This window comes from Brevundimonas diminuta (assembly GCF_050310045.1).
Lineage (GTDB): Bacteria > Pseudomonadota > Alphaproteobacteria > Caulobacterales > Caulobacteraceae > Brevundimonas > Brevundimonas diminuta_F.
In genome coordinates this window covers 1,545,410-1,566,974 of sequence record NZ_CP190005.1, presented here as the reverse complement: position 1 = coordinate 1,566,974, position 21,565 = coordinate 1,545,410, and the positions used below count along the sequence as shown (strand labels likewise).

The window sequence follows — 21,565 nt, the reverse complement described above, 5'->3', positions numbered from 1 at the left end:
GTGACTATCCAGACTCTCGTCACTCTCGGCGTCTTCGCCCCCCTGCTGGGGGCCATGATCGCCGGTTTCTTCGGTCGCCGGATCGGCGACGTCGCCTCGCAGGCCGTCACTACGGGCCTGCTGTTCTTCTCGTGCGCGATCTCGTGGATCGTGTTCAGCCAGTGGACCTGGGGCGGGCTGGAAGCCTTCACCGTGCGCCTGGCGCCGTTCATTCACGTGGGCGACTTCCAGTCGAACTGGTCGATCCGCGTCGACGCCATGTCGGCTGTCATGCTGATTGTGGTGACGTCGGTGTCCTCGCTGGTTCACCTCTATTCCTGGGGCTACATGAAGGAGGACGACAGCCGTCCACGCTTCTTCGCCTATCTGTCGCTGTTCACCTTCATGATGCTGGCGCTGGTGACGGCCGCCGACTTCTTGCAGATGTTCTTCGGCTGGGAAGGCGTGGGTCTGGCGTCGTATCTGCTGATCGGTTTCTGGTTCAAGAAGCCCTCGGCCACCGCCGCCTCGATCAAGGCCTTCGTGGTCAACCGCGTCGGCGACTTCGGCTTCCTGCTCGGCATGATGACCGTGTTCTGGATGTTCGGCACGATCGAGTTCGCCAAGCTGTTCCCGCAGATCGCGGGCAAGGCCGGTACGGGCTGGGAATTCCTGGGCCACACCTGGTCGGCGCTGGATCTGGCCGGTCTGCTGCTGTTCATCGGTGCGATGGGCAAGTCGGCGCAGTTCTTCCTGCACACCTGGCTGCCGGATGCGATGGAAGGCCCGACGCCTGTGTCGGCCCTGATCCACGCGGCCACCATGGTTACGGCCGGCGTCTATATGGTCTGCCTGCTGTCGCCCCTGTATGAGCACGCGCCTGTCGCGTCGCAGTTCATCGCCATCATCGGCGGGATCACGGCCATCTTCGCCGCGACGGTCGGCATGATGCAGAACGACATCAAGCGGGTGATCGCCTATTCGACCTGTTCGCAGCTGGGCTACATGTTCTTCGCGGCGGGCGTCGGCGCTTATCAGCCCGCCATGTTCCACCTGTTCACGCACGCCTTCTTCAAGGCCCTGCTGTTCCTGGGCGCCGGTTCGGTGATCCACGGCATGCACCACGAGCAGGACATGCGGAAGATGGGCGGCCTGTGGAAGCTGCTGCCCGTCACCTATGCGACCATGATGATCGGCACCATCGCCATCACCGGCCTGGGCATGCCTGGCGTCGGCGGCTTCGCCGGCTTCTACTCCAAGGACTCCATCCTCGAGAGCGCCTATGCGGCAGCGACGACCGGCCACTCGGCCGCGGGCATGTTCGCCTTCGTCATCGGTATCTCGGCGGCCCTGCTGACGGCCTATTATTCGTGGCGTCTGATTTTCATGACCTTCCACAACAAGCCGGTGTGGAAGGAAGAGGAGGGCGCCCATCATGCGGACGCTCACGCTCATGACGCCCATGACGATCATGCGCACGACGACCACCACGGTCCGTTGAAGCCGCACGAGAGCCCGCTGGTCATGGTCGTGCCGCTGTTGCTGCTCGCTGTCGGTGCGGTGTTCGCGGGCATGGTCTTTGCTCCGCACTTCATCGGCCATCATGAGGCCGAGTTCTGGCGTGGCGCCATTTTCGTCGGCGGCGACAACCACGTCCTGCACGAAAGCCACAACGTCCCGACCTGGGTGAAGTGGGCGCCGCTGATCGTGACGCTGTTGGGCACGTTCATCGCCTGGTGGCTGTATGTCGTGAAGGAAGGCGCGGCCAAGGAGATGGCCGACCGCAAGGGCCCGCTGTGGACCTTCCTCTACAACAAGTGGTTCGTCGACGAGCTGTATGACGCCACCTTCGTGAAGGGGACCAAGGCGCTTGGCGACTTCTTCTGGAAGATCGGCGACGTGAAGATCATCGACGGTCTGGGCCCGAACGGCGCGGCCTGGGCTTCGCTGAAGTCCGGTGGCTGGCTGTCCCGCTTCCAGTCCGGTTTCGTCTACTTCTATGCATTCGTGATGCTGATCGGCGTGGCTGCGTTCCTTGCCTTCGCCATCTTCACGTGGGGAGCCTGAGCCTCGTGCCTCACATTCTGAGCATCGTCACCTTCCTGCCGCTTCTCGGTGCGGCCGCGATCCTGATCGCGCGCCTGCTGAACAAGGACGGTCAGGACGCCGCGGCCCCGGCCGCTCGCTGGATCGCGCTGGGCACCACCCTGGTGGTGCTGGCCGTGTCCGTCCTGCTGGTCGCGCAGTTCGATCCGTCGAACCCGGCCTATCAGTTCGTCGAGAACCACGCCTGGTTCGCGGGCGCCGCCTATCATCTGGGCGTTGACGGGATCTCGATCCTGTTTGTCCTGCTGACGGCCTTCCTGCTGCCGATCTGCATCGTGGCCAGCTGGAAGTCGATCGAGACGCGCGTCGTCGAGTACATGATCGCCTTCCTGATCCTGGAAACCATGGTCATCGGGGTGTTCACCTCGCTGGACCTGTTCCTCTTCTACATCTTCTTCGAAGGCACCCTGGTGCCGATGTATCTGATCATCGGCATCTGGGGCGGCGCCAACCGCATCTATGCGGCGTACAAATTCTTCCTGTACACCCTGCTGGGATCGGTCCTGATGCTGCTGGCCATGCTGTGGATGGCCCATACGACCGGCACCACCAGCATTCCGGAACTGAAGCAGTACGCCTTTGATCCGGCGGTGCAGCCGCTGCTGTGGCTGGCCTTCTTCGCCTCCTTCGCGGTGAAGATGCCGATGTGGCCGGTGCACACCTGGCTGCCCGACGCCCACGTTCAGGCGCCGACGGCGGGTTCGGTCATCCTGGCCGGCATCCTGCTGAAGCTCGGCGGCTACGGCTTCATCCTGTTCAACATTCCGATGTTCCCGCAGGCGTCGCAGATGTTCACGCCTCTGGTGCTGACGCTGTCGGTGATCGCCATCGTCTACACCTCGCTGGTCGCCTTCCGTCAGACGGACATCAAGAAGCTGATCGCCTATTCGTCGGTCGCCCACATGGGCTTCGTGACCATGGGCATCTTCGCGGGCAACGACACCGGCATTCAGGGCGCCGTCTTCCAGATGCTGAGCCACGGCCTGATCTCGGGCGCGCTCTTCCTGTGCGTCGGCGTGGTCTATGACCGGATGCATACCCGTGAGATCGCATTCTACGGCGGCCTGACGGCGCGGATGCCCTGGTACGCGGCCATCTTCCTGATGTTCACCATGGCCAACGTCGGCCTGCCGGGCACCTCGGGCTTCATCGGCGAAGTGCTGACGATGACGGGCGCCTATCAGGTCTCGACCTGGACGGCCCTGATTGCGGCCTCGGGCGTGATCTTCTCGGCGGTCTATGCGCTGACGCTGTTCCGCAACGTCATGTATGGCCCGATCACCAATCCGGCGCTGGAAAGCATCACCGACATCGACAAGCGCGAACTGCTGATCTTCGTGCCCCTGATCGTCGGCACCATCTGGCTGGGCCTCTATCCCAACGCCGTTCTGGATTACACCGGGCCGACGGTTGAGGCCCTGACGACCGCCTATCGCGCAGCCATCGGCGGGTGAGAGCATAATGACTGATCTGTCTTCCGCCCTTCATCTCTCGGCTCCGGAGCTGACCCTTGCGGTCGGCGGCCTGGTGCTGCTCATGCTCGGCGCCTTTAGCGGCGAGAAGTCGACGCGTCTGGTTTCGGGCCTGTCGGTGCTGCTGCTGCTGGCGGCGACGGCGCTGGCCGTTGTCGGCCCGCTGGGCTCCGCCTTCAACGGGGCCTATGTGGCCGATCCGCTGGCCGTATACGGCAAGGTGGTGATCTTCCTGTCCGCCGCCGTGGCCGTGGTGCTGGGCGACGGCTGGATGCATCGGAACAACATCGCCAAGTTCGAATATCCGATCCTGATTGTGCTGGCCTCGGTCGGCATGGGCATGATGGCGTCGTCGGGCGATCTGATCTCGCTCTACATCGGCATCGAGATGCACTCGCTGGCCCTCTACGTCCTGGCCGCCTATCGCCGTGACGATCTGAAGGCCTCGGAAGCGGGTCTGAAGTATTTCGTGCTGGGCGCCCTGTCGTCGGGTCTGCTGTTGTACGGCGCCAGCCTGATCTACGGTTTCGCTGGTTCGATGCGGTTCGAGGACATCGCCGCCTTCGCCACCGCCAACCCGGGTCCGGGCCTGATCTTCGGCCTGGTCTTCCTGATCTGCGGTCTGGCGTTCAAGGTTTCGGCCGCGCCGTTCCACATGTGGACGCCCGACGTTTATGAAGGCGCGCCGACGCCGGTCGTGGCCCTGTTCTCGACCGCGCCCAAGGTGGCGGCCATGGTCCTGATCATCCGCGTGCTGGTCGAAGGTTTCGGCCTGGCCCATGCGCAGTGGGCGCAGGTGCTGATCCTGATCTCGTTGATCAGCTTCGCCGTCGGCGCCTTCGGCGGTCTGATGCAGAAGGACATCCAGCGCCTGCTGGCCTATTCGTCCATCATCAACATCGGCTACGCCCTGCTGGGCGTGGCGGCGGGCACGCAGGTCGGCGTTCAGGCGACTCTGATGTTCATGACCCTGTATGTCGTGGACCAGATCGGCTTCTTCGCCATCCTGCTGTCGCTGAGCCGCAATGGTCGTCCGATCCGCAAGATCGCCGATCTGGCCGGTCTGAAGAAGGATCGCCCGGTGACAGCCGTCGCCCTGACGATCCTGTCGCTGTCGGCCGTCGGCATTCCGCCGATGTCGGGCTTCTGGGGCAAGTTTTATGTCTTCGGCGCGGCCGCCGACGCCGGTTACTGGATGGCGGGCGCTGCGGGTCTGGTGGCCTCGGTCGTCGCGGCCTTCTACTACCTGCGCATCATCAAGGTGATGTGGTTCGATACGCCGGAGTTCGACGTGTCGACGGACAAGGCGCCCACCGGCGCGCAGTGGATCGGCTGGGCGGCTGCGGCCTTCAGCTTCCCCGTGCTGCTGATCGCCCTGACCTGGCTGGAGCCGCTGACGCGCGCGGCGGCCGCGGGCGTCGGGATCGGATAAGGGGCCTTGGCGGCTCCGGTCCTGATCCTCGAAGAGACCAACTCCACCAATGCCGAGGCGCGTCGTCGCGCCGAGGCGGGCGAGGCCGGGCCGCTGTGGATCGCGGCCCGGCGTCAAACCGCCGGGCGGGGCCGTCGCGGCCGCGCCTGGGACAGCCGGGACGGCAATCTGGCCACGACCCTGCTGCTGACGCTGAACCGTACTCCGGCCGAGGCGGCGCAATTGACCTTCGCCGCTGCGCTGGCGGTGGCCGACCTGCTGGACCGCTATGTCCCGCCCGCGCTGGTCAGCATCAAATGGCCCAATGACGTTCTGCTGGACGGGCGCAAGTCGTCCGGCATCCTGATCGAATCCGGCCCGGCGCCGTCTGGCGGTCTGTGGCTGGCGGTCGGCATCGGCGTGAACCTGTCCCACGCGCCCGAAGGGACCGAGCGGCCGACTACCTGCATCGCCGAGCATCTTGGTCACGACGTGGCTTCGGCGCCGTCGATGGAGGAGGGGGCCAAGGCGCTGGCTGAAACCTTCGACGCATGGCTGGAACGCTGGACGCAGTTGGGCTTTCAGCCCGTGCTGGACGCCTGGGTTGCGCGCACGCCGGGTCTGTTCGGTCCATGCACGGCGCGATTGAGCCATGAAACCCTGAGCGGGATTGCCGACGGCGTCGAAGCCGACGGCGCCCTGCGCCTGAAACTGCCGGACGGAAGCCTTCGAGTGATCTCGGCGGGCGATGTCTTCTTCGGAGAGGCCGCCTGATGCTGCTGGCGATCGAGCAAGGCAACACCAACACCCTGTTCGCCGTCCATGACGGGCAGGAGTGGATCTTCCAGTGGCGCACCGCCACCGATCCCATGCGCACGGCCGATGAATACGCCGTCTGGCTGCATCAGTTGTTCGAGATGCGCGGGCATGGGCTGACGATGGCCGACATGGACGGTTGCATCATCTCCAGCGTGGTGCCGCAGTCGATCTTCAATCTGCGCAATCTGGCGCGGCGCTATCTGAGCGTCGAACCTCTGGTGATCGGTGAGAACGTCGAGCTGGGCATCGAGGTGCGTATCCATAAGCCCAGCGAGGCCGGTGCTGACCGTCTGGTCAACGCCATCGGCGCCTTGCAGGCCTATGAAGGCGACCTGCTGCTGGTCGACAGCGGCACGGCGACGACGTTCGACATCGTGTCCGGCGCGAACGGGCAGGGCGGCGGCGCCTTTGAGGGCGGGTTGATCGCGCCGGGCATCAATCTGTCGCTTCAGGCCCTGCACGAGGCGGCGGCCAAGCTGCCGCGCATCGCCATTCAGCGCCCCGACACCGTGATCGGGCGCGACACCGTGACCTCCATGCAATCGGGCGTCTTCTGGGGCTATATCGCCCTGATCGAAGGGCTGGTGGACCGTATCAAGGCCGAGTGGGGCAAGCCCATGACGGTCATCGGCACCGGCGGCGTCGCCTCTCTGTTCGAGGGCGCAACCGACTCTATCGACCGGTTTGATCCGGACCTGACCATCCGCGGCCTACTCGAAATATGGCGGCGGAACTCCCATCTGTAAGGCCGTATGACTAAGAAAAATCAAAACGACGAACTCGTCTTCCTGCCGCTGGGCGGCTCGAACGAGGTCGGAATGAACCTGAACGCCTATGGCTTCGGCCCGGCGCATGACCGCAAATGGATCATCGTCGACGTCGGCGTGACCTTCGGCGACCAGTCCACGCCGGGCGTGGACGTGATCGTGCCGGACCCGACCTTCCTGGAAGGCGAGAACATCCTCGGCATCGTGCTGACGCACGCGCACGAGGACCACATCGGCGCGCTTGGCTGGCTGTGGCCGCGCATCAAGGCGCCGCTGTACGCTACGCCTTTCACTGCCTTCCTGATCCGCGAAAAGCTGCGCGATGCGGGCATCTATGAGGATGTCGAGCTGATCGAGGCCCCGCTGGGTTCGACCGTGGACCTTGGCCCGTTCGAGGTGACCTATGTCACCATCACCCACTCGATCGCCGAGCCGAACGGTCTGGCGATCAAGACGCCGCTGGGCACGGTGCTGCACACCGGCGACTGGAAGATCGACAACGATCCGGTCGTGGGAGAGCGCACTGACGTCGACTTCATCCAGAAGCTGGGCGACGAGGGCGTTCTGGCGATGGTGTGCGACTCCACCAACGTCTTCGTGGACGGCGTCGCCGGGTCCGAGGGCGATGTGAAGGTCAAGCTGGCTGAGCTGATCCAGGGCCTGAAGGGCCGGGTCGCCGTCGGCTGCTTCGCCTCCAACGTCGCGCGGATGCACAGTGTCATCAGCGCCGCCGAAGCAGCCGGTCGTCGCGTGGCGCTGGCCGGGCGCTCGATGCACCGCATCACCGCCGCCGCCAAGTCGGTCGGCATGCTGAACGACATCAAGCCCTTCCTGTCCGAACAGGAGGCCAAGGTCTGGCCGGCGGACGAGATCCTGTATCTGTGCACCGGCAGTCAGGGCGAGGCGCGCGCCGCTCTGTCGCGCGTGGCCGAAGGCACGCACCCGTTCATCAAGCTGGGCGAGGGAGATCACTGCATCTTCTCGTCGCGCGTCATTCCGGGCAACGAACTGTCCATCGGCCGCCTGCAGGACAGGATGGCCGAGCGCGGAATTCGCATCTACACCGAGAAGGATCGCCCCGGCATCCACGTCTCGGGCCACCCGTGCCGTGACGAACTGAAGCAGATGTATGAGTGGGCGCGGCCGCAGATCGCCGTGCCGACCCACGGGATGCGCCGCCACCTGATCGAGCACGGAGCCCTGGCCAAGGCCATGGGCGTGCCGGAGGCGGTGACGCCGCGTAACGGCGACATGGTGCGTCTGGCCCCGGGCCGGGCCGAGATCATCGACGAAGTGCCCTGGGGCCGCCTGTTCGTCGATGGCGGCATGCTGGTGGAGGAACTGGGCGAGGCCCTGCGCGAGCGCAAGCATGCGGCCAACAACGGCATCCTGATCGTCAGCTTCGCCCTGGACCGTCGCGGGCGGATCGCCAGCGACATCGACGTGCGGGGCATCGGCCTGCCCGGCGATCCCAATTGCCCGCTGGGCGATGTGCTGGATGACATGGCCGAGCGTGTCGAGAACACGGTGCGCGGCCTGAAGGGCAAGGCCCTGCAGGACGAGATGGTCATCGAACAGGCCGTCAGCCGCACGCTGAAGAAGGCCAGTCAGCAGATCTGGGATCGTCGCCCCATCGTCGAAACCGTGGTGCTGAGGCTCTGATGGCGGATCGTCTGTATCTTCTGAACGCCGACTGGTTTGATGATCAGGGCGGGCCGTGGTTCTGCCCGCCCGGCGCGCGGATCGAAGGCGTTCTGGGCCTGTATCCGCGCCTGCGCGAGCAGATCGAGGTGATCCACGTCGATCACCCGCGCCCGCGCCCGGTCGTGATCGCTGAAGTGGGGGAGGCGAACCAGAGCTGCCCCCTTCTGGTGCTGGATGGCGCGTTCGACTGGCCCGATGCACAGGTCAGTGAAGAGACCGGCGCGCGCTTCCTACAGGATGACGACATCCTGCCTTACTGGACGGCGCGCTATGGGATCGGACGGCCGCATCCGTAAAGATCAGTCGCCCGGTTCAAACCTGAGCACCCCAGCGATCCGGGACACGCCGGTGTCGCTGGGGTGAGCCTGGCCATCCATTACTGGAACTGCCGCAAAATCGAAGGGGCTTACGCCGTCCAGGCAGGCGGCGTTGATCCCATATTCCAGCGGGTTCGAGCGACGCTGGTGATGGGTGTAAATTCCGCAATGGCGGCAAAACCAGTGCGATGCCGAGCCTGTGTTGAAGCGATAGAGCGACAGCGCCTCTTCGCCTTGAGTGATCGTCAGACCGTTCAATGCGCTTGAGACCGCCACCGCCCCCCGCATCCGGCAATAGGAGCAGGTGCAGCGACGAGCGGTGTTCAAGCCGTCGCTGAGTTCGACGCGAAATCGCACCGCGCCGCAGTGACGGCCGCCTTCTCTGGCTTCTGGCGTCGACATCTCAGCCTCCCAGCGTGACCTTGCGGTAGTTGTCGCGATCCAGCGCGCCGATCTCGACCGAGATCTGGCGCGGGCCGTCATAGCCGGACACGCCCGCCAGCAGGGCGGTCTGCACGGCTTCGCCCAGAGCCGTCTTCTGCTCCTGGGTGCGGCCGGTCAGGATGCGCAGGTCGCAGTGGACCATGGCCTGCGCCGGGTCGCCGTCGGCGATGATCAGGTTTTCACAGCGCACGATCCGCGTCTTGCAGGCCGGAAGGGTCGCGCCGACGACGTCGACGCACAGCCGGTGAATCTCCAGCGACAGGGCGCGCCAGTCGGTCGCGTCGAAATGGGTGGAGTGTTCCAGCGTAATCTGTGGCATTCAGGGAGTCCTTGCTGATGCGCCTCACCAGAGGCGCCGCACGAAGAAAGCGATAAACGGACTTTTGTCGATGCCCCTTGGCCCATTTACCCTGATCGCCACCTATCTGACCGTCTGGTGGATCGTCCTGTTCGCCATTCTGCCGCTGGGCATGTCCGAACAGGTCAAGGAGCCGCCGACCGACGGCACCCAGTGGGGCGCGCCGAGCGAGCCGAAACTGAAGAAGAAATTCATCACCACCACCTGGGTTTCGGCCCTGGTCTGGGTGCTGATCGTCGCTCTGGTGTGGCTGGGCTGGATGCCGATTCCCCACATCTCTCACGCCGGCGCGCTCTAGATTTCGCGCCATTCGCCCGGTTAAATCCCGGACCTGACTGACTTTGCAGAGACTTACGACCATGCGCCTGTCGCGCTACTTCCTGCCGATCCTGAAAGAAGCCCCTTCCGACGCCCAGATCGTGTCGCATCAGCTGATGCTGCGCGCGGGCATGATCAAGCAGGAGGCCGCCGGTATCTACGCCTGGTTGCCGCTGGGCCTGCGCGTGCTGCGCAAGGTCGAGAACATCGTCCGTGAAGAGCAGACCAAGGCGGGCGCGGTTGAGCTGCTGATGCCGACGCTGCAACTGGCGGACCTGTGGCGCGAGTCGGGTCGTTACGATGCCTATGGCCCGGAGATGCTGCGCATCACCGACCGTCATGAGCGCGAACTGCTGTACGGCCCCACGAACGAGGAGATGATCACCGACATCTTCCGCAGCTATGTGAAGAGCTACAAGTCGCTGCCGCTGAACCTCTTCCACATCCAGTGGAAATTCCGGGACGAGCGCCGCCCGCGCTTCGGCGTCATGCGCGGTCGCGAGTTCCTGATGAAGGACGCCTATTCCTTCGATCTGGACGAGACCTCGGCCCGCGTCGCCTATAAGCGGATGTTCGCCGCCTATCTGAACACCTTCGCCCGTCTGGGCCTGAAGGCCGTGCCGATGCGCGCCGACACCGGCCCGATTGGCGGCGATCTGAGCCACGAGTTCATCGTCCTGGCCGAGACCGGCGAGAGCGAGGTCTTCTGCGACCGCAAACTGGTCGAGATGGCGGCGCCTGGGCACAACCTCAGCGTCGAGCAACTGGAAGGCGTGTTCAACGAGCGCACGGCCCTCTATGCCGCGACCGAGGAAATGCACGACGCGGCCCAGTTCGAGGCTCAGACCGCCGAGGGCGACCGCCTGTCGGCGCGGGGCATTGAAGTCGGCCACATCTTCTATTTCGGCACGAAATATTCGGCGCCGATGAAGGGCAAGGTCGCGGGACCGAATGGTCAGGACACCGACGTGCACATGGGCAGCTATGGCGTGGGCGTATCGCGCCTGCTGGGCGCCATCATCGAGGCCAGCCATGACGAGGGCGGCATCATCTGGCCGGACTCGGTTGCGCCGTTCGATGTGGTGGTGATCAACCTGCGCGCCAGCGACGAGGCCGTCTCGGCCGCCTGTGAAGAGGCCGTCGCCAAGCTGGAAACGCTGGGCAAGGACGTCCTCTACGACGACACAGACGAGCGTCCGGGCGGCAAGTTCGCCACCGCCGATCTGATCGGCGTGCCGTGGCAACTGACCATTGGTCCCAAGGGGCTGGCTGACGGCGTGGTCGAACTGAAGCGCCGCGCCACCGGTGAGAAGCAGAGCCTGCCGCTGGACGCCGCCCTGGAGCTGCTTACGAAATGACCGACGCTGCGACGGCTTCGGCACCGCCGCCCGCATCCCCGCGAACCGGCCCCTTCTCCAGCTGGGAGATCGGGCTGGCGCTCCGTTACCTGCGAGCGAAGCGCAAACAGGGCGGGGTGGCGCTGATCGCCATGATCAGCTTCATCGGCATCATGCTGGCCGTCGCCGTGTTGATCAGCGTCATGAGCATCATGGCGGGTTTCCGCGGCACGCTGATGGACCGGATCCTGTCGTTCAACGGTCATATGTATGTGCAGGGGCCGGTGCTTTATGCGCCGGACCGCGACGCCGCGCTGAAGCGGATCGCCGATGTGCCCGGCGTGGTGGCGGTGACGCCGTTGGTTGAAAGCCCGGCCATGTTCCGTGCAGGCGGGGCGGCCACCGGGGGCATCGTGCGCGGCGTGCGGCCACAGGATCTGACCTCGACGAAATTCGTCTATGACAGCCTGACCCCTGAGGCGCGCGAGCGCTTCGGCAAGGGCCAGTACGGCGGCGATCACGTCCTAATCGGCAAGAGCCTAGCCGAGCAGATGGGCCTGCGTGAAGGCGACCCGATCTCCCTCTATACGCCGACCGGCGCCGGCAGCGCCTTCGGCAATCTGGGCGGGCTGGAGAAGACCTATATCGTCGGCGGAATCTATACGTCGGGCGCGGCGGACTATGATCGCGCCTTCATCTTCATGCCGCTGGAGCAGGCGCAGCTCTTCTTCGGCAAGGACGGCGTCTGGGACGTCATCGAGATGAAGGTGGCAGAGCCGGACAAGGTCGAGGCCCTGCTGACGCCGGTCCAGCGGGCCGCTGGCGCAGGCAGTATCGTTCAGGACTGGCGCAATCGCCAGGCCGCCATCTGGGGCGCGCTGAAGGTCGAGCGCGTGGCCATGAGCATCATCCTGGGCATGGTGGTCGCCATCGCCGCCATGAACATCATCAGCGGCATCGTCATGCTGGTGAAGAACAAGACGCGCGACATCGCCATTCTGCGGACGGTCGGCGCCAGCCAGTCGTCGATCCTGCGTATCTTCTTCATGTCGGGTGCGGCCATCGGCATCGGCGGCACGATCGCGGGTCTGGTTCTGGGGCTGCTGTTCTGCTGGAACATCGGGGCGATCCAGCATTTCCTTGAGGCTCTGCTGGGCGTCCAATTGTTCAACGCCGAGGTCTATATGCTGGATTCCGTTCCGGCCAAGGTGGACGCATGGGACGTGACCTGGATCGCGGTCTTCTCCTTCTTCATGAGTTGCCTGGCCAGCCTGCCGCCGTCGTGGAACGCGTCGCGCATCGACCCGGTGGAGGCCCTGCGTTTTGAATAGGCTGCTGAAGAAGAAGCCCGCCTCTGTCGAGGTCGAGACGAACGGCGCCATCCTGTCGCTGCGCGGGGTGACACGCACCTATCCGACGGCCCAGGGCGGGCTGACGGTGCTTAAGGGCGTCGATCTGGAGGTCATGCCGGGCGAGGTCGTCGGCCTGATCGGACCGTCCGGCTCGGGCAAGTCCAGCCTGCTGCACGCGGCGGGCCTACTGGAGCGTCCGACCAGCGGTCAGGTGCTGATTGATGGCGAGGACGTTGGCGGACTGGACGAACGGGCGCGCACGCGTCTGCGTCTGCACCGCATCGGATTTGTCTATCAATTCCATCACTTGCTGCCGGAATTTGACGCTCTGGATAATGTGGCCCTGCCCATGCGGATCGCGGGCGTAGGGGAGGGGGAGGCGCGCCGTCGTGCGACCGCAACCCTGACGGCGCTGGGTCTCGGCCAGCGCGTCACGCACCAGCCCGCGCAACTTTCAGGCGGCGAGCAACAGCGCGTCGCCATCGCCCGCGCCCTGGCCAACGACCCGCGCCTGCTGCTGGCCGATGAGCCGACCGGAAACCTGGACCCCGTCACCAGTCAGGCTGTGTTCGAGGCCCTGCGTGAACTGGCCAAGACCACGGGCGTGGCCGCCCTGATCGCCACTCACAACATGGAGTTGGCCGGGCATATGGACCGGGTCTTCGCCCTGAAGGACGGCCATCTGGAACAGCGGGCGGCTGAAAGTCAGGCCTATTAAGAGGCGATAAGCCGTGTCGTCGCTCTCAGCGGTAGGCGATACGGCAGCATCGCCCAGCGCATGGCCGCAGCGCCGAGCAACGGCGGAATGTCCGCATAGGCCGGGCGAAGGGGATCAAGCGCACGCCGCAGGGCGGCCGCCTCGTCAGGCCTCAGAACCGGCTGCGACAGAGCCAGCACGCGCTGAAACCGGAACCGGACCGCCGCGCGCCACATCTCGGCCGTCACCGCCTGACACGGGCTGACGACCAGCAGACTCAAGAAATCATCCAGAGCCGCCGGCGCGCCTTCCATGGCGTAGACGATGTCGTCATCAACCGCGACAACCACGCCGGCCAGGCTCAGGCTGCGGGCCTGATCCCGACGCATGTCGACCAGGGCGGGCCAGCGTGCGCTGGCCATGTAACCGGATGGCGGCCGGGCCAGAAAAACGGCGCTTTGCAGCACGTCGAGCCTCCACGTCCCCAGTAGTGTAACCGAGATATCGTTCGGCGATGCGCGACAGCGGATCAACTGCGTGGGACTACGGGGTTTTCACGCGCGAAAGCTTGCGTATTTTCAACTGTATGATGCTTGGTGGCGCAGTCGGCGAACGAAATGATCAGAATGCGAACAGAACTGGGCGCCCCATCACTGAAATCGCCATTATCGATGATGATCGGGCGCTGCTGGAACTGACGCTTCTGGCCGTGCGTGAGGCGGGTTTTTCCGCCGTGGGTTTTCATGAGCCGCTGGACGCCCTGATGTGGGCCTCGGACGCCGATCCGACCTGTATTGTCGCGGACCTGAAGATGCCGGGCGTTGAGGGGCTGGATCTTGTGGCGGCCTTCTGCGCCCTGAACCGACACGCTGTGATCATCGTCAGCGCCTTTGTCGATGTACGGGTGACGGTCGACGCCATGCGGCTGGGCGTCGATGACGTCCTGCCCAAACCTGCGACCGTTGATGATCTGGTCCGCGCCCTGCGGCGTGGCATGCAGGCGCTGGCCGCGACGGCCCCGCGTGAGGAACTGACCTTCACCAGACGCGAGCGCCAGGTGGCCGAAATGTTGGTCGAAGGACTGACCACCAAGCAGATCGCCCAAAATCTGGAACTCAGCCCGCGCACAGTGGAATTCTTCCGGGCAAGCCTGCTGCGTAAGACCCAGTCGCCGAATTCCGCAGCTCTGGCCTCAGCCCTGACCCGTCTCGGCTTCCTCGCGAATTGAGGTTGACGAGAACAAAGAGGAAACTTAGAACAAATGAGCAACATTTGATCTGGGGATAAATCCGATGACGCGTTGGGTGAGGGAACTGCTGTCGCTTGCGTCCTGCGGCGGCTTCGTCTGGATGGTCTGGCAGGCGGCCTTTCTGGTGACATGACCGCGCCTCACTGAGGTGCGACTCCCTGCATGATGACGACGCGCCTTTTGATGCGGCGCTGCGATGCGGAGTTTTCGATTGGCGGATGCGGTGAACAGTCAGGGCTTTGTCCACCTGCGGGTCCGCAGCGCCTATTCGCTGCTGGAGGGCGCCATCAAGGCCGGCAAGATCGGCAAGATGGCTGCGGATGCGGGAATGCCGGCGGTCGCCGTGGCCGATCGCGCCAATCTGTTCGGCGCCCTTGAGTTCAGCCAGACGACCAGGGACGCGGGTGTTCAGCCTATCGTCGCCTGCGCCCTGCCGGTGTTGGGTATCGGCGGTCAGGTTGCGGAACGTTGGGCCAAGACGCCGACCGTCGTCTTGATTGCTCAGAATATGCAGGGGTGGCTGAACCTGTGCGCCCTGTCGTCCGCCGCCTACCTGGACGCGGGCGAGATGGCTGAACCGGGCGTGCCCTGGGCGCTGGTTGTGGATAAGTCTGAGGGGCTGATCCTGCTGTCTGGCGGTCCTGACGGTCCTGTTGATCCGCTGTTCGTGCAGAAAAAGCCTGTTGAGGCTGCGACTGCGCTAGTCGAAATGAAGCGGGTTTTCGGCGACCGTTTCTATGTCGAGTTGCAACGCCACGGCCTGTCCAGCGAGACCGTGGCCGAGGGCGGGTTGGTCGAATGGGCCTACGCCAACGACGTGCCGCTGGTCGCGACCAATGACGTCTATTACGCCAAGGCCGGTCAGGCGAAATCGCATGATGCTCTTCTGTGCATCTCCGACGGCGCCTTCACGGGGCAGGAGGATCGTCGCCGCGTCACTGGGGAACACTGGTTCAAGTCGGCCGAGGCGATGCGCGAGCTGTTCGCGGACCTGCCGGAAGCCTGTGACAACACCATTCAGATCGCGCGCCGCTGCGCTTTCCTGGTCAATACGCACAAGCCGATCCTGCCTCGCTTTGATACCGGCGCGGGCCGTTCTGAAGCCGACGAATTGGCCCACCAGGCGCGCGAAGGGCTGAAGGCGCGTCTTGAGAAGAACAAGGCCTATGCGCCTGAAGAGGACTACTGGAATCGCCTTGAATGGGAGGTCGGGATCATCCAGCAGATGGGGTTCCCCGGTTACTTCCTGATCGTTGCGGACTTCATCAAATGGGCCAAGCTGCATGATATCCCGGTCGGGCCGGGACGGGGGTCGGGGGCGGGCTCGCTGGTGGCCTGGTCACTGACCATCACCGATCTGGACCCCTTGCGGTTCGGCCTGCTGTTCGAGCGCTTCCTGAACCCCGAACGCGTGTCGATGCCCGACTTCGACATCGACTTCTGTCAGGAGCGGCGCGAAGAGGTCATCGACTACGTCCAGGACCATTACGGCAAGGACCGCGTCGCCCAGATCATCACCTTCGGCACCCTTCAGGCGCGCGCTGTCCTGCGGGACGTGGGGCGGGTGTTGCAGATGCCGCTGGGCCAGGTGGATCGTCTGGCCAAGATGGTGCCGGCCAACCCTGCGAACCCGGTGACGCTTGCTCAGGCCATCGACCTTGAGCCGCGCCTGCGCGAGGCGCGCGACGCCGAGCCTGCCGTCAAGGCGCTGCTGGAGACGGCGCTGGAGCTGGAAGGCCTCTATCGCAACGCCTCGACCCACGCGGCGGGCATCGTCATCGGCGACCGCCCGCTGACGGAACTGGTGCCGCTGTATCAGGACCCGCGCTCCACTATCCCGGCCAGCCAGTTCAACATGAAGTGGGTCGAGCCGGCGGGGCTGGTGAAGTTTGACTTCCTGGGCCTGAAGACGCTGACCGTGCTTGATCGGGCCAAGGGTTATCTGGAACGGCGTGGGGCGGCGCCGGAATGGAACCTGCTGCCGCTGGATGACCCCAGGACCTATGAACTGATGGCCTCGGGCCAGACGGTCGGGGTGTTCCAGCTGGAATCCCAGGGCATGCGCGACACCCTGCGCAAGATGCGCTGCGGCTCGATCGAGGAGATCACCGCCCTTATCTCCCTCTACCGGCCGGGGCCGATGGAGATGATCGACACCTACATCGACCGGAAGTTCGGCCGGGCCGAGGTCGATTACCTGCACCCCAGCCTGAAGGAGGTGCTGACCGAGACCTATGGCGTCATCATCTATCAGGAACAGGTGATGAAGATCGCCCAGATCCTGGCGGGCTACAGCCTGGGCGAAGCCGACCTGCTGCGTCGCGCCATGGGCAAGAAGAAGAAGGAGGAGATGGATTTCCAGCGTGCGCGCTTCGTCAAGGGCGCGTCCGAAAAGGGAGTCCCGGAGGCCCAGTCCGGCTCGATCTTCGACCTGGTGGCCAAGTTCGCGGGCTATGGCTTCAACAAGTCGCACGCGGCGGCCTATGCGCTGATCTCGTTCCAGACGGGCTGGCTGAAAGCTAATCATCCGGTCGAGTTCTTCGCGGCGTCGATGAGCCTCGATCTGTCGAACACCGACAAGCTGGCGGTCTTCTATCAGGATTGCCGCCGGTTCGAGGTTCCGGTCCTGGCGCCGGATATCAACCGTTCATCCGCCGACTTCGACGTGTCGTGGAAGGACGGGCAGGGCAGCGTGCTTTATGCTCTGGGCGCCATCCGCAACGTGGGTCTTGAGGCGATGAAGCACGTCATTGAGGTGCGCGAGACGGGCGGGCCGTTCGCCGACATCTTCGATTTCCTGGAACGAGTTGATCCCAGAGCGGTGAACAAGCGGGCGCTGGAAGGTCTGGCGCGCGCGGGCGCGTTCGACAGCATCCATCCCAACCGTCGCCAACTGTTCGAACAGGCGGATGTGCTGATCGCCTATTGCCAGAGCGTGGCGGCGGAGCGGGCCTCGTCACAGGTCAGCCTGTTCGGCGCTGATCAGGCGGCGGCCGCACGCCCTCGCCTGAAGAGCATGGAGCCGTGGGCCGGGCCGGACAAGCTGGATCAGGAGTTGTACGCTGTCGGTTTCTATCTGTCGGGCCACCCGCTGGAGGAGCTGACGCCTGCGCTGAAACGGAAACGCGTGACCTTCGTGGCCGAGGCGCAAGGATTGGCTGAGGCCGGTCACGAGGCCTTCCAGATGGCTGGGGTCGTGCGACGTCGGCAGGAACGCGCCAGTTCCCGCACCGGCGAGAAGTTCGCCTTCGTCACCTTCTCGGATCCGACGGGCGAGTTCGAATGCCTGTTTCCGCCTGAGCAGTTGCGGCGTTGCCGCGAAGTCCTGGAGGTCGGGACATCAGTCCTGGTCAAGGTCCGGGCCAAGGCGGCGGACGGCGAGGTGCGCTTCTTCGGCGACGACGCCAGCCGCATGGATGTGCTGCTGGATGATGCCCAGATCGGGTTGCGCGTCATCCTGTCGGCCCAGTCTGCGGACGCCGAGGCGCTGAAGGCGCGGCTGGACCGGGCGCGGGCTCAGGGGAAGGGCGGCGAGGTCTGGCTTCAGGCGACGCTGGGCGGCCGCACCGAGGTGGAGATCAAGCTGCCGGGTCGATACAGGCTGGATGCTGCGCTGCGCGGGGCCCTGAAATCAGCGCCGGGCGTGGTGATGTTGGAGGATGCGTGACGCGCTAGGCTAGCGCCTTGTGTTTTCCGGCGCTTTCACCTATATGCGCGGCGCACTTCGCACGTGGGCGTGGCGCGGCCCGGGGAGACATCCCGGTCTGCACCGTTCCGAGGGATCAGCCGATCCTTTTAACCGCCCGCGCTAGGTTTGATCGGAAAAAGGAAAACACGATCATGGCTCTGCCTGAATTCTCGATGCGTACGCTGCTGGAAGCCGGCGCTCACTTCGGCCACCAGACGCACCGCTGGAACCCGAAGATGGACCGCTACATCTTCGGCTCGCGCTCGAACATCCACATCATCGACCTGTCGCAGACGATGCCGCTGCTGCACCAGGCCCTGGTCGCCGTGCGCGACGTGGCCGCCAAGGGCGGTCGCGTGCTGTTCGTCGGCACCAAGCGTCAGGCCGCTGATCCGGTTGCGCAAGCCGCCACGCGCTGCGCCCAATACTATATGAACAACCGCTGGCTGGGCGGCACCCTGACCAACTGGCGCACCGTTTCGGGTTCGATCGCGCGACTGCGCGAGCTGGAAACCATCGTCGACGCCGGCGGCGAAGGCCGTAACAAGAAAGAGCTGCTGACCCTGCAGCGCGAGAAGGACCGTCTGGAACTGTCGCTGGGCGGCATCAAGGACATGGGGTCGGTGCCGGACATCATGTTCGTGATCGACACCAACAAGGAAGCGATCGCGATTCAGGAAGCCCGCAAGCTGAACATCCCGATCATCGCCATCCTGGACACCAACTCGGACCCGGACGGCATCACCTATCCGGTGCCGGGCAACGATGACGCCGCCCGCGCCATTCAGACCTACTGCGACCTGATCGCCGACGCCGTTCTGGACGGCCTGGCCGCCGGCGCTGTGGCTCAGGGCATCGATCTCGGCGCTTCGGAAGCTCCGGTCGAGCCGATGCTGCGCGAAGCCGAAGCCCCCAAGGCTGAAGCTGAAGCGGCTCCGGCCGGCACGGAAGGCGTGGCTGAAGAGCTGGTCGCCGCCGAAGTCGAGAAGGTCGAGGGCTGAGACTGACGTTCCGGCGCCGCCGCGCGCCGGACCGACGTCAACTTGACATGCGGCCGGGCTAAACAGTCCGGCCGCCCATTTGAATTTCAGGAGAAGAACATGGCCGAGATCACTGCCGCCCTCGTGAAGGAGCTTCGCGAGCGTTCGGGCGTCGGCATGATGGACTGCAAGAAGGCGCTGGTTGAGAACAACGGCGACATCGAAGCAGCGATCGACTGGCTGCGCGCCAAGGGCCTGTCCAAGGCCGCCAAGAAGGCCGACCGCGTCGCCGCCGAGGGCCTTGTGGCCGTTGCCGTGCGCGAAGACGGCAAGGGCGAAGTCGCCTCGGCCATTGAGTTCAACGCTGAAACCGACTTCGTCGCCCGTAATGACCTGTTCCAGGCTGCGGCCAAGGAATTCGCTCAACTGGGCCTGCATCACGACGGCGTCGACGCCATCCATGGCGCGACCCTGGAAAACGGCAAGACCGTTGAGGCCGAAGTCACCAACCTGATCGCCACTGTCGGCGAAAACATGCAGCTGCGTCGCGCGGCTCGCCTGTCGGTTGGTGAAGGCGTGGTTTCGACCTACGTCCACAACGCCGTTTCGCCGGGCGTCGGCCGCATCGGCGTGCTGGTCGCTCTGGAAGGCGCTGGCGACAAGGAAACCCTGCGTGAAGTGGGCCGCAAGATCGCCATGCACGTGGCGGCCACGGCTCCGCTGGCGCTGGACACCTCTGACCTGGATCCGGCCGCGATTGAAAAAGAGCGCGCTGTCCTGATCGAGAAGGCCAAGGAAGAAGGCCGCCCGGAAAACATGATCGAGAAGATCGTGTCGGGTCAGATCGCCAAGTTCCAGAAGGACGTGGTGCTGACCAAGCAGCCGTTCGTCATGGACCCGGACGTGACCATCGAGCAACTGGTCGCCAACACCGGCAAGGAGCTGGGCTCTGAGCTGAAGCTGGCCGGCTTCGTCCGCATGGCGCTGGGCGAAGGCGTCGAGAAGGTCGAGACCCCCGACTTCGCGTCGGAAGTCGCCTCGATGACCGGCGGCAACTAACTCGAAACCTCTTCCCGAAAGGGAAGAAATTTCAAAAGGGCGCGTTCGGCTTTGAAGGCTGACGCGCCCTTCGTCTATGATGAGCCGCCGATTCATATCGCGCGGATGCCAAACCCCTGTATCCCGGACCCCTGATCATGCCCGACGCACCCTCTGAGTTTCGTTACAAGCGCGTCCTGCTGAAGGTCTCGGGCGAGGTGCTGATGGGCGATCAGCCCTATGGCATCGACATGAAGACCGTGGATGTGGTCGCCGCCGCTGTCGCCGCCGTGGTGCGTCAGGGTGTCGAGATCTGCCTGGTCATCGGCGGGGGCAACATCTTCCGCGGCCTGTCCAAGGCGGCTGCAGGCATGGACCGCGCCAACGCCGACTACATGGGTATGCTGGCCACCATCATGAACGCCCTGGCCATGCAGGGCGCGCTTGAGAAGATCGGCGTCGACACGCGGGTCCAGAGCGCCATCCCGATGGCGGCCATCGCCGAGCCCTACATCCGCCGCCGCGCCCTGCGCCATCTTGAAAAAGGCCGTGTGGTGATCTTCGCCGCTGGCGTGGGCGCGCCCTTCTTCACCACGGACTCCGGCGCCGCCCTGCGCGCGGCTGAGATGGGCTGCGACGCCTTGCTCAAGGGCACCAGCGTCGACGGCGTCTATACCGCCGATCCGAAGAAGGATCCGACCGCGACCCGTTATGAGACCCTGACCTATCAGGAGGTTCTGGCCAGGGACCTGCGGGTCATGGACGCTTCGGCCATCGCCCTGATGCGCGACAGCGGCATTCCGATCGTCGTCTTCTCGATCCGCGAGGAAGGCTCGATTCATAAGGCGTTGACGGGTGAAGGCACCTTCACCGTCATCGCCAACAAGGCCGCCTGAGCGGTCACTTCATCGATTTAAGACAGGATCAAGGACACAGTCATGGCCAAACCCGATCTCCAGACGTTCCGTGACCGGATGGACAAGTCCGTTTCCGCGCTGAAGGACGACTATGCCGGTCTGCGCACGGGCCGCGCCAGCGCCGGACTGGTCGAGCCGGTCATGGTCGAGGCCTATGGCTCGACCTCGCCGCTGAACGCCGTCGCCGCCATCAGCGTGCCTGAGCCGCGCATGATTTCGGTCAGCGTCTGGGACAAGAGCATGGTCGTCGCTGTCGAGAAGGCCATTCGCTCGGCCGGTCTGGGCCTGAACCCGGTCGTGGACGGTCAGACCCTGCGCATCCCCATTCCGCCGCTGACGGAAGAGCGCCGCAAGGATCTGGCCAAACTGGCGGGCAAGTACGCCGAGGACAAGAAGGTCGCCGTGCGCAACGTGCGCCGCGACGCCAACGATGAGCTGAAGAAGGCTGAAAAGGCCGGCGACATCAGCCAGGACGAACAGAAGAAGATGGAAGCCGAGGTCCAGAAGGACACCGACGCCGCCATCAAGCGCATCGACGAGACCTTGAAGGCCAAGGAAGTCGAGATCATGCAGGTCTGACGTCATCGTCAGTCCTGTTTCAGGAAGGTCCCA

20 protein-coding genes are annotated in these 21,565 nt (G+C 64.6%); 17 read left to right on the top strand and 3 right to left on the bottom strand.

Translation table 11 applies throughout. From position 1 onward, the window contains the following. Positions 1–6: 6 nt before the first annotated feature. From nuoL to ACORJG_RS07580, 7 genes are read left to right on the top strand one after another with little or no spacing between them, the layout of a single operon-like run. Positions 7–2,046 carry an NADH-quinone oxidoreductase subunit L gene (gene nuoL / locus ACORJG_RS07610; RefSeq protein ID WP_427792996.1) on the top strand — a complete coding sequence of 680 codons (2,040 nt, stop codon included), beginning with the start codon at positions 7–9 and terminating at the stop codon, positions 2,044–2,046. A gap of 5 nt (positions 2,047–2,051) precedes the next feature. After that, a complete protein-coding gene (locus ACORJG_RS07605) occupies positions 2,052–3,539 on the top strand; it encodes an NADH-quinone oxidoreductase subunit M (protein ID WP_427792847.1) in 1,488 nt (495 codons plus the stop codon). Between the two features lie 7 nt (positions 3,540–3,546). Beyond that, on the top strand, positions 3,547–4,989 hold the full coding sequence (gene nuoN, locus ACORJG_RS07600) for an NADH-quinone oxidoreductase subunit NuoN (protein WP_427792845.1): 1,443 nt from the start codon (positions 3,547–3,549) through the stop codon (positions 4,987–4,989). Positions 4,990–4,995: 6 nt separating this feature from the next. Further along, a complete protein-coding gene (locus ACORJG_RS07595) occupies positions 4,996–5,742 on the top strand; it encodes a biotin--[acetyl-CoA-carboxylase] ligase (RefSeq protein ID WP_427792843.1) in 747 nt (248 codons plus the stop codon). Then, positions 5,739–6,533, top strand: a complete 795-nt coding sequence (locus ACORJG_RS07590) for a type III pantothenate kinase (RefSeq protein WP_427792995.1) — start codon at positions 5,739–5,741, stop codon at positions 6,531–6,533. The genes ACORJG_RS07595 and ACORJG_RS07590 overlap by 4 nt, the downstream gene beginning before the upstream one ends. 6 nt (positions 6,534–6,539) lie before the next feature. Beyond that, entirely contained in the window at positions 6,540–8,216 is a 1,677-nt protein-coding gene (locus ACORJG_RS07585) for a ribonuclease J (RefSeq protein ID WP_427792841.1), read from the top strand. After that, positions 8,216–8,554 carry a DUF3088 family protein gene (locus ACORJG_RS07580; protein WP_427792840.1) on the top strand — a complete coding sequence of 113 codons (339 nt, stop codon included), beginning with the start codon at positions 8,216–8,218 and terminating at the stop codon, positions 8,552–8,554. The genes ACORJG_RS07585 and ACORJG_RS07580 overlap by 1 nt, the downstream gene beginning before the upstream one ends. A gap of 3 nt (positions 8,555–8,557) precedes the next feature. Here ACORJG_RS07580 and ACORJG_RS07575 read toward each other — a convergent pair whose 3' ends face one another. Both ACORJG_RS07575 and ACORJG_RS07570 read right to left on the bottom strand, forming a co-directional pair. Continuing rightward, positions 8,558–8,977, bottom strand: coding sequence for a GFA family protein (locus ACORJG_RS07575; protein ID WP_427792838.1), 420 nt, complete (start codon positions 8,975–8,977; stop codon positions 8,558–8,560). Between the two features lies 1 nt (position 8,978). After that, the gene (locus ACORJG_RS07570) at positions 8,979–9,338 is read right to left on the bottom strand and encodes a 5-carboxymethyl-2-hydroxymuconate Delta-isomerase (protein WP_427792836.1); all 360 of its coding nucleotides are present in this window, start codon (positions 9,336–9,338) and stop codon (positions 8,979–8,981) included. A gap of 70 nt (positions 9,339–9,408) precedes the next feature. Here ACORJG_RS07570 and ACORJG_RS07565 point away from each other — a divergent pair, with 70 nt between their 5' ends. From ACORJG_RS07565 to ACORJG_RS07550, 4 genes are all read left to right on the top strand, one after another. Then, complete coding sequence (locus ACORJG_RS07565) at positions 9,409–9,675, top strand: DUF1467 family protein (protein WP_427792834.1); 267 nt, start codon at positions 9,409–9,411, stop codon at positions 9,673–9,675. A 61-nt stretch (positions 9,676–9,736) separates the two neighbouring features. Further along, on the top strand, positions 9,737–11,053 hold the full coding sequence (gene proS / locus ACORJG_RS07560) for a proline--tRNA ligase (RefSeq protein WP_427792832.1): 1,317 nt from the start codon (positions 9,737–9,739) through the stop codon (positions 11,051–11,053). Beyond that, entirely contained in the window at positions 11,050–12,363 is a 1,314-nt protein-coding gene (locus tag ACORJG_RS07555) for a lipoprotein-releasing ABC transporter permease subunit (protein ID WP_427792830.1), read from the top strand. Before proS ends, ACORJG_RS07555 begins: the two co-directional genes overlap by 4 nt. Further along, positions 12,356–13,102 (top strand): ABC transporter ATP-binding protein, encoded by a 747-nt coding sequence (locus ACORJG_RS07550; protein ID WP_427792829.1) that lies wholly within the window; start codon positions 12,356–12,358, stop codon positions 13,100–13,102. The genes ACORJG_RS07555 and ACORJG_RS07550 overlap by 8 nt, the downstream gene beginning before the upstream one ends. Here ACORJG_RS07550 and ACORJG_RS07545 read toward each other — a convergent pair. Further along, positions 13,099–13,548, bottom strand: a complete 450-nt coding sequence (locus ACORJG_RS07545; RefSeq protein ID WP_427792827.1) for a hypothetical protein — start codon at positions 13,546–13,548, stop codon at positions 13,099–13,101. The genes ACORJG_RS07550 and ACORJG_RS07545 overlap by 4 nt on opposite strands. Before the next feature lie 101 nt (positions 13,549–13,649). Between ACORJG_RS07545 and ACORJG_RS07540 the strand changes: the two genes are divergently transcribed. The 6 genes from ACORJG_RS07540 (at position 13,650) to frr (ending at position 21,532) form a co-directional block, all read left to right on the top strand. After that, complete coding sequence (locus ACORJG_RS07540; protein WP_427792825.1) at positions 13,650–14,309, top strand: response regulator transcription factor; 660 nt, start codon at positions 13,650–13,652, stop codon at positions 14,307–14,309. A gap of 232 nt (positions 14,310–14,541) precedes the next feature. Continuing rightward, the gene (dnaE, locus tag ACORJG_RS07535) at positions 14,542–17,997 is read left to right on the top strand and encodes a DNA polymerase III subunit alpha (RefSeq protein WP_427792823.1); all 3,456 of its coding nucleotides are present in this window, start codon (positions 14,542–14,544) and stop codon (positions 17,995–17,997) included. Between the two features lie 173 nt (positions 17,998–18,170). Then, positions 18,171–19,019, top strand: a complete 849-nt coding sequence (rpsB, locus tag ACORJG_RS07530) for a 30S ribosomal protein S2 (protein ID WP_427792822.1) — start codon at positions 18,171–18,173, stop codon at positions 19,017–19,019. A gap of 99 nt (positions 19,020–19,118) precedes the next feature. Continuing rightward, positions 19,119–20,057 carry a translation elongation factor Ts gene (tsf, locus tag ACORJG_RS07525; RefSeq protein ID WP_427792820.1) on the top strand — a complete coding sequence of 313 codons (939 nt, stop codon included), beginning with the start codon at positions 19,119–19,121 and terminating at the stop codon, positions 20,055–20,057. A gap of 137 nt (positions 20,058–20,194) precedes the next feature. Further along, positions 20,195–20,932 carry a UMP kinase gene (gene pyrH / locus ACORJG_RS07520; RefSeq protein ID WP_427792818.1) on the top strand — a complete coding sequence of 246 codons (738 nt, stop codon included), beginning with the start codon at positions 20,195–20,197 and terminating at the stop codon, positions 20,930–20,932. Positions 20,933–20,974: 42 nt separating this feature from the next. Further along, positions 20,975–21,532 carry a ribosome recycling factor gene (gene frr / locus ACORJG_RS07515; RefSeq protein ID WP_427792816.1) on the top strand — a complete coding sequence of 186 codons (558 nt, stop codon included), beginning with the start codon at positions 20,975–20,977 and terminating at the stop codon, positions 21,530–21,532. The last annotated feature ends 33 nt before the right edge of the window (positions 21,533–21,565 follow it).